This window comes from Pseudofrankia sp. EUN1h (assembly GCF_001854645.1).
Taxonomy (GTDB): Bacteria; Actinomycetota; Actinomycetes; order Frankiales; family Frankiaceae; genus Pseudofrankia; species Pseudofrankia saprophytica.
The window spans coordinates 1-12681 of sequence record NZ_MBLN01000096.1 but is presented as its reverse complement, the minus strand read 5'-3'; the positions used below and the strand labels follow the sequence as shown (position 1 = coordinate 12681).

The 12681-nt window shown below is 72.1% G+C and carries 12 protein-coding genes and 1 pseudogene; 7 read left to right on the top strand and 6 right to left on the bottom strand.

The window, feature by feature from the left end:
* Positions 1-149 precede the first annotated feature (149 nt).
* Both BCD49_RS36265 and BCD49_RS36260 read left to right on the top strand, forming a co-directional pair.
* Positions 150-1649 (top strand): aldehyde dehydrogenase family protein, encoded by a 1500-nt coding sequence (locus BCD49_RS36265; RefSeq protein ID WP_007507285.1) that lies wholly within the window; start codon positions 150-152, stop codon positions 1647-1649.
* A complete protein-coding gene (locus BCD49_RS36260) occupies positions 1646-2512 on the top strand; it encodes an SDR family NAD(P)-dependent oxidoreductase (protein ID WP_007507282.1) in 867 nt (288 codons plus the stop codon). The genes BCD49_RS36265 and BCD49_RS36260 overlap by 4 nt, the downstream gene beginning before the upstream one ends.
* 148 nt (positions 2513-2660) lie before the next feature.
* Here the strand turns inward: BCD49_RS36260 and BCD49_RS36255 are convergent, their stop codons facing one another.
* From BCD49_RS36255 to BCD49_RS36245, 3 genes are all read right to left on the bottom strand, one after another.
* The gene (locus BCD49_RS36255; RefSeq protein WP_071042418.1) at positions 2661-3665 is read right to left on the bottom strand and encodes an LLM class F420-dependent oxidoreductase; all 1005 of its coding nucleotides are present in this window, start codon (positions 3663-3665) and stop codon (positions 2661-2663) included.
* A gap of 36 nt (positions 3666-3701) precedes the next feature.
* Positions 3702-4481 (bottom strand): enoyl-CoA hydratase/isomerase family protein, encoded by a 780-nt coding sequence (locus BCD49_RS36250; RefSeq protein ID WP_007507279.1) that lies wholly within the window; start codon positions 4479-4481, stop codon positions 3702-3704.
* A gap of 96 nt (positions 4482-4577) precedes the next feature.
* Complete coding sequence (locus tag BCD49_RS36245; protein ID WP_007507277.1) at positions 4578-5828, bottom strand: ABC transporter substrate-binding protein; 1251 nt, start codon at positions 5826-5828, stop codon at positions 4578-4580.
* A 125-nt stretch (positions 5829-5953) separates the two neighbouring features.
* Between BCD49_RS36245 and BCD49_RS36240 the strand changes: the two genes are divergently transcribed.
* Positions 5954-6538: a nuclear transport factor 2 family protein gene (locus tag BCD49_RS36240; RefSeq protein WP_131803636.1), complete on the top strand. Its 585-nt coding sequence runs from the start codon at positions 5954-5956 to the stop codon at positions 6536-6538.
* Between the two features lie 156 nt (positions 6539-6694).
* Here BCD49_RS36240 and BCD49_RS36235 read toward each other — a convergent pair whose 3' ends face one another.
* Positions 6695-7510, bottom strand: coding sequence for a FadR/GntR family transcriptional regulator (locus tag BCD49_RS36235; protein WP_007507273.1), 816 nt, complete (start codon positions 7508-7510; stop codon positions 6695-6697).
* Positions 7511-7665: 155 nt separating this feature from the next.
* Between BCD49_RS36235 and BCD49_RS36230 the strand changes: the two genes are divergently transcribed.
* From BCD49_RS36230 to BCD49_RS36220, 3 genes are read left to right on the top strand one after another with little or no spacing between them, the layout of a single operon-like run.
* The gene (locus tag BCD49_RS36230) at positions 7666-8226 is read left to right on the top strand and encodes a PaaI family thioesterase (RefSeq protein ID WP_232794043.1); all 561 of its coding nucleotides are present in this window, start codon (positions 7666-7668) and stop codon (positions 8224-8226) included.
* A complete protein-coding gene (locus BCD49_RS36225; protein ID WP_071042417.1) occupies positions 8223-9527 on the top strand; it encodes a phenylacetate--CoA ligase family protein in 1305 nt (434 codons plus the stop codon). The genes BCD49_RS36230 and BCD49_RS36225 overlap by 4 nt, the downstream gene beginning before the upstream one ends.
* Positions 9524-10216, top strand: a complete 693-nt coding sequence (locus BCD49_RS36220; RefSeq protein WP_007507267.1) for a hypothetical protein — start codon at positions 9524-9526, stop codon at positions 10214-10216. The genes BCD49_RS36225 and BCD49_RS36220 overlap by 4 nt, the downstream gene beginning before the upstream one ends.
* Before the next feature lie 93 nt (positions 10217-10309).
* Here BCD49_RS36220 and BCD49_RS36215 read toward each other — a convergent pair whose 3' ends face one another.
* Positions 10310-11998, bottom strand: a complete 1689-nt coding sequence (locus BCD49_RS36215; RefSeq protein WP_007507265.1) for an N-acyl-D-amino-acid deacylase family protein — start codon at positions 11996-11998, stop codon at positions 10310-10312.
* Positions 11999-12131: 133 nt separating this feature from the next.
* On the bottom strand, positions 12132-12263 hold the full coding sequence (locus tag BCD49_RS46035; protein ID WP_274535053.1) for a hypothetical protein: 132 nt from the start codon (positions 12261-12263) through the stop codon (positions 12132-12134).
* A 27-nt stretch (positions 12264-12290) separates the two neighbouring features.
* Between BCD49_RS46035 and BCD49_RS36210 the strand changes: the two are divergent.
* Positions 12291-12681: pseudogene (locus BCD49_RS36210) on the top strand (MMPL family transporter); the annotation flags it as partial.

The window sequence follows — 12681 nt, the reverse complement described above, 5'->3', positions numbered from 1 at the left end:
GGCGCCTTGACGGGGTCGCGCGGCGGGGGACATACTGCCGCCCAGCCAGCTAAAGATAAATTATAGAACTAATTGAGCGTTCGTGGGGGCGAGGCGCCGACGTCTCGAGCACCCACAACCCATCGGCAGGTGACCCCGAGGAGAAGGCGATGGCGTTGGACGCAGAGCCCGAGGGCCGGCTCTACATCGGCGGGCAGTTCCGCGAGGCCGCGGCCGGCGGGCGGTTCGACGTGCTCAACCCGGCGGACGAGACGCTGGTCGGCACCGCCGCCGACGCTCAGGCCGAGGACGTCGCCGCCGCCGTCGCCGCGGCGCGGCGCGGCGCGGACGAGACGTCCTGGGCCAGCGACCACACCTTGCGTCAGCGGGTGTTACGCCAGCTACAGGAAGGGCTGCGCAAGGAGGCAGCGGCGGCCCGGCGGCTGCAGGTGGCGGAGGCCGGCACCGTGGTCGCCAACATCGGCAACCACATTGACGTCATGACCGAGGACATGACGTTCTTCAACGACCTCATCGGCCGGTTCCCCTGGGAGACCGACGTCGGCGTCCACCAGGGCGTCGGGCTGCCGAGCAACCGCCGGGTCCGCTATGAGCCCTACGGCGTCGTCGGCGCGATCACGCCGTGGAACGCGCCGTTCATGACCGACATCTGGAAGATCCAGCACGCGCTCGCGACCGGGAACACCATCGTGCTCAAGACCGCGCCGGACACGCCGCTCACCGGCGCCCTCATCGCCCAGGTGGCGCATGAGCACACGGAGATCCCGCCCGGCGTGCTCAACGTCATCAGCTCGCGCGACAAGGCGGCCGCCGGTGAGGCGCTCACCGGCGACCCGCGGGTGGACATGTACCACTTCACCGGCTCACCCCAGGTGGGGCAGCGGATCTACGAGCGGGCCGCGGTGGGCATCCGCAAGGTGTGCCTCGAGCTCGGCGGCAAATCGGCGAACATCATCCTCGACGACGCCGACCTCGCCGTGGCGATCCCGGTATCCGTCGGGATGTGCATGGCCAACAGCGGCGAGGGCTGCGCGCTCGCCACCCGGATGGTGGTCCACGCCGCGCGCTACGACGAGGTCGTCGAAGCGGTGACCGCGGCCGTCGCGGCGCTGCCCTGGGGCGACCCCACCGACCCGGCCAACGTCGTCGGCCCGATCATCAACGCCGCGCAGCTCGCCCGGATGGAGGGCCTGGTGGACCGGGCGGTCGCGGCCGGCGCGCGGGTGACCGTCGGCGGGCGGCGCGGCGCGTCGCCGACGGGCGGCAGGGGCTTCTGGTACGAGCCGACGGTCGTCGCTGACGCCCACGAGGACTCCGAGATCGCGCAGTACGAGGTCTTCGGCCCCGTGCTGACGATCGTCCGCTACGACGGCGACGATGACGAGGCCGTCCGCGTCGCGAACAACTCCCGCTACGGCCTGTCGTCCTATATCCAGACGTCCGACCCGGAGCGGGCCTGGCGGCTGGCGAACCGGATGGCCGCCGGCACGGTCAATATCGGGCCGTCGTTCTACCTGTCGCCGGACACCCCGTTCGGGGGGTACGGCATCAGCGGCGTCGGCCGCGAGCACGGCGAGGACGGTTTCCGCGAGTACCTGCAGGCCAAGACCATCGCCAGCCCGGCCTTCCCGGCGGGGGTCGGGGCGTGAGCGGCCGGCTCGCGGGCAGGACGGCGCTCATCACCGGCGCCGGTTCGGGCCTCGGGCGGGAGTCCGCGCTGCTGTTCGCGGCCGAGGGAGCGAACGTCGTCGTCACCGATCTCGTGCCGGCGCGGGTCGACCGCGTCGTCACCGAGGTCCTGGCGGCCGGCGGCGTCGCCGTCGGCGCGAAGACCGACGTACGCGAGGCGCAGGAGTGTGTCGACGCGGTCGCGCTGGCGGTGGACACCTACGGGCGCCTCGACATCCTCATGTGCTCGGCCGGGGTGCCCGAGGAGGGCTTCGGCACGAAGGCCTTCGAGGACATCTCGATCGAGGGCTTCACCTCCATGCTCGCCACGAACCTGACCGGGGTGTTCCTCGCGGCGCGCGCGGCGGTGCCGGTGATGAAGGGGCAACGCCGCGGCACGATCCTGGCGGTCTCGTCGATGGCCGGCTTCGTCGCCTACCCGGGCTTCCCCGGCTACGCCGCGGCCAAGCACGGCGTCAACGGGCTGGTCAAGGGCATGTCGCTGTCGCTCGGCGCCTATGGCATCCGGGCGAACGCGCTCTGCCCTGCCCACGGCATGAGCATCAACTTCTCGATGCCGCCGGACGCGGAGGTGCTCGGCAGGAGCTACGAGGAGATGCAGCCCTGGGACCCGACCGCGACGTCGATCCCGCTCAAGCTCGACCGGCCACCGTCGCTGCGCGACAACGCGGGCGTGGCGCTGTTCCTGGTCAGCGACGAGTCCGCCTACATGTCCGGGGTGTGCCTGCCAGCCACCGACGGTGGCAACCTCGCCCGAACGTCGATCATCTTCCCCGGTGACCTGGGCGGTGAGGCCGGCGTGCTACCGGAGGCCCTCCGCTAGCGCGCCCGCCCCGTCCCTCCGGCACCCGCCGGCCCCTCGGACACACGCCGGTTGGACGAGGGGCCGGCGGGTTCTCCGTCCGCCGGCAGGCAGATGGCCCGCCGGCCAGGCACGCGACCTGGCTGGCGGGCCATCTGGGTGGCCGGTGTCAGCGCAGCGCGGACAGCACCTCGGGCCAGACCGCCGGGTCCGACTCGTAGGTCGCGTAGAAGGAGACGCGGGTCGACACCCGCGTCAGCTTCGCGCGTAGACCCTTGCCGACGTCGGCAGGTGTCCCCACGACGCTGAACTCGTGCAGCATCTCGTCGGTGATCAGGTCGCCCATGTTCGACCAGCGTCCCTGCTTGGACAGCCGTGTCAGTTCGGGCTGCAGGTCGYCCCAGCCGTGTACGTCCAGCACCGGGCGGTAGGCGGGCGTCGAGGCGTAGAACGCGATCTGGTCCTTCGTGCCCTTCACCGCCACTGCCAGCTCCCGCTCGTCGCGCCCGACGGTGACGAAGGACGGCCCACAGACGGTGAAGCCCTCGAGACTCCTGCCCGTCCTGGCGCGGCCGCGTTCCAGCGCGGGGAGGGTGACCTCGTCGAGGTAGCGCCGGGTGGTGAACGGATGCACGAAGAACCCGTCGGCGACCTCGCCGGCCACCTCGGTCATGAGCTCCCCGACGCCGGCGACAAACACGGGCGGGGGCCCGAACTCGTGCGGCGGCGGCGCGAAGAACGGCGTCATCAGCGTGTGCGTGTAGAAGTCGCCGCGGAAGTCCAACGGGGTGCCGTCCTGCCAGGCCGCCCAGATCGCCCTCATCGCCAGCACGAACTCGCGCATCCGCGGCGCCGGGTGCGACCACGGCATCGAGAACCTGCGCTCGATGTGTGGCCTGACCTGCGAGCCGAGGCCCAGGACGAAGCGACCGCGAGAGTAGCGGGCGAGGTCGAACGCGCTGTTCGCGAGCGTCATCGGGGTGCGCGCGAACGCGATCGCGATGGCCGTGCCGACGGTGGCCGCGTCGGTTGCGTCGACGGCGTGCAGGGCCTGCAGGAACGGGTCGTGCCTGGTCTCGCCGATCCACATCCCGTCATAGCCGGTGTCCTCGATCGTGCGGGCGCCCGCCTTCGTGGCCGAGATGTCCTTGCCGAGGCTGGCGTCGATCTTCATGGGGTCCTCTCGGTCGGCGTCCTCGGGACGGGCGCGTCAGCCCTTCCGGCGGGCCTTCTGACGGGCGAACTGGTCGGGCACCGCGAGGTACTCGGCGGTGTCGTGTGACTGGCTCTCGGCCGCGAGTCCGTAGCCCAGGGCCGCGACCGAGGAGGCGCGCAGTTGCTGGTTGAGAAGCGCCTTCGTCTCCTGCACCGCCTGGTGGGGCAGTGCGGCCAGCCGCTCGGCGAACGCCCGTGCCTCGTCCAGCAGGCGCTCCCGGGGGACCGCGAACGTCGCCAGGCCCAGCCGGACCGCCTCCGCGGCCGGAATGCGGTCGCCGGTCAGCAGGTAGCGCTTCGCGGTGAGCAGGCCGGTGTGGTGCGGCCAGGTGACGGCGCCGCCGTCGCCCGCCACCAGCGCGACGGCGACGTGCGGGTCGGCCAGGTAGGTGTCGTCCGCGATGAAGACGATGTCGCACAGCGTGCTCAGCGTGCAGCCCAGCCCGACCGCGGGGCCGTTGACGGCGGCGACCACCGGGACGTGGACGTCCAGCATCTCGGTGACGACCCGCCGCGCGTCCCGCATCGTGCGGCGGCGACGCGCGAAATCGGCGTGCAGCAGCGGGAAGTCGTCGAGGTTCCCGCCGGCGCAGAACGCCCGGCCGGCGCCGGTCAGCACGACCGTGCGGACGTCCCGGCTGTCCTCGACCTCGCGCCACACGTCGTTGAAGGCGCGGTGCAGCGTGGCGTCAAAGGAGTTCAGCTCCGCGGGCCGGTTGAGCGTGACGGTCCAGACCGGTCCCGACCGGTCCAGCAACAGCACCTCGTCGCCCATGGCCACCTCCATCGTGATCGCGCCTGATCTGATGAAATCATCTTAATGAGATAGTTATATAGGCGAGAGGTGGAGGAGGGGAAGATGGCGGAGCGCTCAGCCCTCGATGCGTTGGCCACACCATGCGTTGCCGCCCGGTCCTGCCCCTCCGGGGACAGCGTCGAAGCCGCTGCCGGACTGGTCCACCCGGACGAAGTAGTAGCAGGTGTTGAGCTGCCCGAACCCGCTCGTCATGTCGATCGGCTGGGCTAGCAGGCCACCCGCGTCATAGTCGCGCACGGCTCGTAGCCCGCTGAGGAACGCCGCGCGCGTGGGGCACGGTCCCGCCGCCTCAAGACCGCGGACGAACAGATCAGCGGTGATGAAGCCCTGCAACGTGGTCTCCTGCTGGGCGTCGGCCTGCTCCGGTGCGTAGGCCGCCACGGCTGCCTGATAGGCGTCGAGGGCCGCGGACTTTACCTGGAAGGAAGGTGTGGTGAGGTAGACGGACATCCCGGCGATGTCGGCGCCGTACCTCCCGGGCAGGCTCCGGTCGTAGCCGTCCGGCCCGACGGCGGCCTTGAGGGAGATTCCAGCCGCGTGAAGAGCCTGGACGATCGTGGCGAGCCCGTCGCCCGAGATCTCGGCGAGGACAACATTGGCCTGCTGGTCGCGGACCGCGTCCACGACGACCTGGGGGCTTGTCACCTGCTCGGCGTAGCTGACCTGCCCGACCACCGAGACCCCTGCTGACCGGAGGCTGGCGGCGTCCTTCTCTGCGACACCGTGCGACGACGGGTTGACCGCGCTTACCACCATGATGGCTCGGGTTCCGCCCGCTCTGGCCACGTAGGTGCCGAGCGTCGTGACCGAGGGGCCGGTCGTGTACGGGTAGGCGAACGCGAACATGTTGCGGTACCGGCCCCATACCGACTCGGCCACGATTCCCGCGACGGGGATGTCCTTGTCGGCGAGATAGGAGGCGGACCCGGAGGCTACAGCCGTCTCCTCCAGGAGACCGAACACCTCCACGTTCTCGACCAGCTCGCGTGCGGCGGTCAGGTTTGCCGAGGGGTCCGACTCGTCGTCGCGCCAGGTGATGTCGATGCGGCGGCCGCCCACGCCACCGTTCGCGTTCTGCTTGGCGATGCGTGCCTCGACGCCGGCTCGGACCGTCTTGAACGGTCCGGATAAGGGCCCGCTGTCGGGGTAGACGAGTCCGACCTTGATCGATTCCTCGCTGACCCCTGGGCTGGAGCAGCTGGCCGCGCTGGATGATCCGGCGGATCCGGAGCACCCGGCGATCGCCGAGGCGAGCGCGACGCACGCGGCCGCGGCGGCGTGCCGCCAGACCTGCCTGTGGGCCACGGTAACTCCATATCGCTAAATGATTAAGCTTAGAATATAGTTACCATGCGTGGATCGGCGTTGCCGCGGCGGGGGTCGCCTCCCGGCCCACGTGATCTGACCGAGCCCGTGAAGGGAGTGGCGTGTTGGGTGACCAGGAGCTGGCGGCGGTGTACGCCCGGCTGGCGATGCTGGAGGCACGGGAGGCGATCCGCGACCTGGCGGCGCGCTACGCCGCCGCCGTCGATGCCCGTGACCTCGATGGGCTGACGGGGTTGTTCGTCGAGGACGTGCGGTGTGCGAACGGTGTCGGGCGCGCGGCGCTACGGGAGTATTTCGTCGATCTCGTCGGCCGCCGAGCGCCGTTCACGACGACGGTGCACCTGATAGCCGGCCACGTCATCGACCTCGACCCCGCCGACCCGGACGCCGCGCGGGGCACCGTGCACTGTCGGGCCGAGCACAAGGTCGGTGAGCACTGGGTGGTGCAGGCGATGCAGTACAGCGACCGGTACGCGCGCCGGGACGGTCGCTGGTACTTCCGTGGTCGCCGCCCCCGTTCCTGGTACAACGCCGACGTCCTCGAACAGCCCGCCACGGGCGACCGCCTCAAGTGGGCCCTCGAGGACGTCGGCCTTGCCCCAACCGCCGAACTCCCCGAAACCTGGCCTACCTGGACCGCCTTCTATGCCGAGATCAGCGACCCCGCGGCGACGGCCACTGCCGGGTAGGCGTCGTCCGAGGCGACCGAGGCTGGGGCGCTGGCCTTCGCGCCCCGTGCACCCGCGGCGTTCCGGTCGGCGAAAGTCCCGGCTGGGCGTCCCTGCGCTGGACGGCGCGGGCCCCCATCGCCGCCCAGCCCGCCGGGGTGGCGTCGCCGGGCGCGGTCAGCCGAGCAGGTCGAGGACGGTGCGGGCGCCCGAGCCGGTGCGGAAGTGGTCGCCCTGCTCGTCGAGATGGCGTCGCCAGAGGGTCTGGGCGTTGTCGGCGTCCCGGTCGCGCAGGTGCTCGATCAGCTTGGCGTGCGCTCGCTGTCCCTTGAGCGCGGCCCGGCGCTGCGCTGGCAGCGCGGACTCGGCGCTGACGTAGGCCTGGTTCGCCCGGTCGACGATGTGGCGGAGCATGCCGGTGAGCACGGTGAGGGTCTGGTTGCCGGTGAGCTCGACCAGGAGAAGATGGAACCGGTCCTGGGCGTCGAGCAGGGCGAGCGGGTCGTTCTTGACCCGCTCCGCCTCCTCGTACAGCTCCTGGAGGCGGTCGAGGTCACCCTCGGACCAGGTACCGGCGAGCAGCGCGGCGCACGGTGGCTCGATGATGGCGCTCGCCTGGTAGACGTCCCCGACCGTGGTCTCCCGATGCTCCAGGATCAGACCGGCGTAGCGGGCGGCGATGTCCCCGTTGGGCGCGTGCACCCGGGCGCCGCCGTGGGCGCCACGCCGGACGCTGATGAGCGCCTCGGCCTCGAGGACCCGGAACGCCTCGCGCAGGGTGGGCCGGGAGACGCCGAACTGCTCCATGAGCACCGACTCGGGCGCCAGCGCCTCGCCCTCGCGAAGCTCACCCTTGATGATCTGCCGGCGCAGCTGCGCGGCCACCAGCTCGGCCGTCTTCGGCACGCGGATCTGGTGGCCGACCGGCTGGACCGCGCTGTGGGCGCCGTTGGCCGTGGCCGTGGCGCCGACTACTGTGCCGCGGACCGCCATCGCGCGCCGCCTCTCGTCGAAATGATTTGTCCAATAGTACCTAGTGAGGCGCCGGAATCGCGCCGCGACGGTCACTGTCGGCGCGCGAGGCCGGGTGCGAGCCGGCCCTCGCTCCTTCGATGGCAAATCATCTAACTAAGCTGTATATTCAACTTGTGGCCTGCGACACAACCGGTGAGGCATGGGCGGGCGGGGACTGGCAGCGCCCGGGGCTGTCGCCCAGCGGGGTCGCGCTGTGCGGCGGCTGCCAGGCGGCCGCCCGGTGCCGGCTCGGGATCGAGACGGAGCACCCGGTCGACGGTGGTGTCGTCTACACCCTGACCTGCCCGTGGGAGGCCGAGGGCGGCCCCCGGGTCGCGCACGGGGGCTGGACCGCCGGGGTCCTCGACGAGGTCGTCGGGCATGTGCCGCTGCTGCACGGCCAGCTGGCGGTGACCGCCTCGCTGACCGTGGGCTTCGTGAAGCCGGTCCCGGTCGGCCGCCCGCTACGGGCCACCGCCCGGTTGGCCCGGCGTGAGGGACGCCGGTGGTACGTCGAGGCCGAGCTGACGCTCGGCTCGACCGGCACGCGGCTCGCGACCGCGCAGGCGGTCCTGGTGGCCCGTGACCAGGACCATTTCGCGCGGCACGAGGCGTGGCTCGCCGAGCAGGACCAGTCCACCGGGGCGTCCGCCGGCCGGCGGCGAGCAGACAGGAGAGGGGAAACGGAAGGGTGACCTACCTCGAACCGGAGATCGAGACCGCCCCGGCGGACCGGATCGCCAGCGAGCAGACCAGGCGGCTGTTGGAGGTCGTCCGGCTGGCCCACGAACGTTCGGCGCTCTACCAGGGCCGGTGGGACCCGGCCGGCGTCAAGCCGGATGACGTGCAGTCGCCGGCGGACTTCCGCCGCCTGGTTCCCTTCATCGACAAGGACGCGGTCCGCGCCTTCCGCGACCGCACCGGCGACGCCTTCGGCGGCCTGCTCTGCGTGGACCCCGCGGACCTGACCACCATCACCGCCAGCTCCGGCACGACCGGCGACCCGACCTTCTTCAACGAGATGTGGGCGGGCCTGGCCTGCGCGCCCCTGCCAGCGGGCTACTTACGGGCCCTGTGGATGATGGGCGTGCGGCCCGGGGACCGGGTGCTGTGCAACGCGGCGACGTTCCGCGGCTGGATCGAGGACGCCTTCCGCGCGATGGGCCTGGTCCCGCTCCTGGTGGACACCTGGATGGGCAAATGGGCCGAGGTGCTCCGCGTCATCGAGCAGCACCGGCCCACCTACGTCCAGCTGATGAGCACGAACCTGGTCGAGCTGGAGCACCTCGCCCCCCACCACGACCTGCGCAAGCTGTTCGACTCGTTCAAGGCCGTCTCCTTCGCCGGCGAGCCACTGGGCGCGCGGATGCGCGAGCGGCTGTCCACCGAGTGGGGCCTGGACGTCTTCGTCTACACCAGCGCCGGCGACACCGGCCTGGCCTGGGAGTGCACCGAGCACGACGGCTACCACCTGTGGTGGGACGAGGTCTTCCTCGAGGTCGTCGACCCGGCCACCGGCGAGCCGGTCGCCGAGGGCGAGGTCGGCGAGATGGTGGTGACGTYGCTCGACAACGACGCCGCCCCACTGATCCGCTACCGCACCGGCGACCTCGTCCGGCACAGCACCGCCGTGTGCCCGTGCGGCCGGACCTCGCCCCGGGTGTGGGTGCTCGGCCGCGGCGGCGACGAGACCGTCGTCGCCGGCCGGTCTGTCCTTCCTCACGAGATCTGGACGGCGGTCGAGAGCGTTGATGAGACGCAGACAGGACTGTTCCAGATCATCCGCCCGACCCGCGAGGTCGAGCGCCTGCGCCTGCGGGTCGGCTACGACGCCTCCCGCCCGGTAGATCTGCCCGAACTCGCCGCCCGCCTCGCCTCGTCGGTCGCCGACGCCGCGCGGCTGCCGGCCGAGCTGGTGGACATCGAGCTGGAGACGGAGGAGGCCCTGTTGCGACGAGGATCGGCCGCCAAGGTCCCGCGGGTGGCGAAGTCATGACGCTGCTGTCGGTGACCGAGGCCGCGCTGCGGCTGCCGCGCCAGCCGCTGTATGGCATCTCGTGGTGGTACGTCGACGGCGAGGCCGTCGAGTTCGCGATCGGCGATGCGGACGTCGAGCGTGACACCGCGTGGGCGACCGCGCGCCTCGCCGCGGCCGGGCTCGGCCGCGGCCACGTCCTGGTCGCGGTGGCCGGGCCCCACGAGGGCGGCTGGATCCAGCCGTTCACCCGGGCCGCGGGAACGCTGCGCGCGACCGTCGCGCACGCGGACCGGTTCGGCTGGGACGCGGGCCGGGTCGAGATGTTCACCCGCCGGCTGCCGGTGCGGTTGGTCGTCGGGCTTCCCGGTGACGTCGCCACGGCGCTGGTCGAACGTGACCTGCTCGCGCAGGTGGCCGCGGTGCCGGTGCTGCTCGCCCGGCCGGACGCCGTCGGCACGCTGCGCGCGGCCGGCGCCGCCTGCGGTGTGCTCGCGATGCTCGGCCCGGCGGTCGCGATGACCGCGGACCCGACACCGGGAGCGCCGCTGGCCTATGACGCCGCCGAGTGGCGTTTCGACGACGACGGCACCGGTGAGCTGCTCGTCAGCACCGTCGGCCCGAGGACGAGCAGGTTCGAGCGCGCCCGGACGGGGGTCGCCGGCCGGGTGGCGGGCGAGGGCCTGCTGGAGCTGGTCCTGCCCGTCTGACAGCACGACGGAAGTGGCCGGCGCCATCGGGCGCCGGCCACTTCGCGCGCCGGCCACTTCGGGCTGGGCCACCGGCTCGGCCGGCGGCCGGGCTCAGCCAGCCCCGAGGAACCGGCCTGGGCGGGCGTCGGTGAGCTCGCCGTCCTGCTGGGTGACCTCACCTGCGACGGCGGTATAGCGGTATCCGCCTGACGGGCGGCGCAGCCGGGAGCCACCCGCCGGCAGGTCGTCGATGAAGACGTCGGTCTGCCAGGCCAGCTCGTCGAGGGCGAACACGACCAGGTCCCCGGCCGCGCCGGCGCGCACGGTGCCGCGCCCGCGCAGCCCGAACGCCTCCGCCTGCCGCCCGGTCAGCGCGTGGACGGCCTGCTCCAGGGTCAGGTCGGCGCGGTCGCGCACGTGGCGGGTCAGCAGGAGCGTGCTGTCGCCGGTCGCGCACATCATCTGCAGGTGGGCACCGGCGTCGCTGTTGCCGATCAGGGCGGCCGGGTGAACGAGCGTGGCGGCGACCCCGTCGGGGTCGGCGTTGGCGACGCCGACCCCGACGAGCCCCGGGTCCAGGTCGTTGTCCAGCACCCAGTCCGCGAGGACGTCCGAGGGGTGGCCGCCACGCTCGGCGACCAGGTCGGCCAGCGTCGCGCCGACCCACCGGGCCAGCTCCGGCCGGCGGACCTCGACGAGGCGCAGCCGGTCGGGGAACCTGTGCGGGATCATCGTGCGGGGCACCCGGTCCCACTCCTCGCGGGCCACCGCCCGCCAGGCCGGGTCGACCAGCAGTGCGCGCTTGGTGGCGGCGTCCGCCTGGACCATCCGGTGCCAGCCGTCGGCGAGCGCGAACCACGACATGCCGCCTGACCAGTTCACCCGGATGTCCAGCGTGCGCGGCGACACCTGCGGCAGCGTCCGCACCCCCTGCTGCTGCAGCGCGAGGGCATGGTCGAGCATCCGGGTCGCCGCGTTCGGGTGGTCGGCGTCATGGAAGACCCCGATCCAGGTGTGGGGGATTCCGCGTGGCCCGCAGAGAGCCGCGATCCGCTCGACGTCCGCCCGCATCGCGCGGCCGCCGGTCTGGTCGGGGATGAACTGCAGGGCCCGGCCGCGGGCCGCCACGACGTCGAGGAGCGCCGCCAGCTCCGCGTCGTCGGCCAGCCGGCTCGGCACGGGCCGCTTCTCGCGGTCCTCGTCGAAGCCCAGCGAGCTCGACAGGCCGAGCGCGCCGGCGGCGAGGCTCTCGTCCAGAACCCGCGCCATCTCTGCTCGCTCGGCGTCCGTCGCGGCCCGTTCCCACGCCTGCGGGCCCATGACGAACAGCCGGAGCGGGGTGTGGCCGACGAACCCGATCGTGTTCACACCGAACCCACGGCCGGCCGCGGCGGCGCGGTAGTCGGGCCAGCTCTCCCACGTCCAGGGGATGGCGGCGTCGAACGCGGACTCGGGCAGATCCTCGATGTAGCAGAACAGGCTCGTCACGCCGGCCCGGTCCGCGGCGCGCACCGGCGCGAGCGAGAGCGAGCAGTTGCCCATCAGCACGGTGGCGACGCCGTGCTGCGGCATCGGGTCGCACGAGGCGTCCCACCACAGCGACGGGTCGACGTGGGTGTGGTTGTCGATGAACCCGGGTGCCACGACCGCCCCGCCGGCGTCGAGGACGCGCTCGCCCGCCGGAGCGAGCCCCGGCCCGACCTCGGCGACCCGCCCGCCACGGACGCGGACGTCGGCCGCGCGGGCCGGCGAGCCGGTGCCATCGACGAGCAGGCCGCCTCGGACCAGCAGGTTAGCCATGGTTCACCTCCGCGCGCCAAGGACGACGGCCGGCCGAACGCCGCGTCCGTGCCCCGACAGCCTCCCGATACAGATGCATAAGATAAAAGATACAACTAATTAATCGCTGAGGCAGGGGCTGTGTCCCCGGGGTTCAGCATCCGTGGATGGTGGGTCCGGTCTGGGTGGTGTCGAGGGAGAGGTGGTCGGCCACCGCGGTGATCTCTATGCCGTCGGGGGTGGTTCGGGCCGCGGTCAGCTGAAGGTTCATGGGTAGGCCGGTCACCGGCACACCGCGGTCGCATCGGTAATCGTGAAAGGCTCGGCGCTGCACCCCGACCGAGCCACCGCGCAGCGCCTTGTCGCCACGGCGCGGTCCTATGACGGGCCCAACCTGCAGGTCGAGATCGCCGGCCCGGATGCGGTCGCGGTCAACGCGACCACCATTTCCTGGTGGCCGATTCTCATCGCGCTCGCGGCTGCCCTGCTGCTGCTCGGCGCTACCCTGCGTTCCCGCGGCGCGGTCGCCGTCTGCGCCGTGACCACCTCCGTCGCCACCGTGACGGCACTGGCGATCGCCGTGTTGCTCTCCCACGCGACGACGATGACGTTGTACGCGCCGCTGCTCGCGGCCGTCGTCGCGGCCGGAACCAGCCTGGGCGGGGCCGTCGTCGTCGTGCACCGAGCCCAGTCCTGGCTGCGGG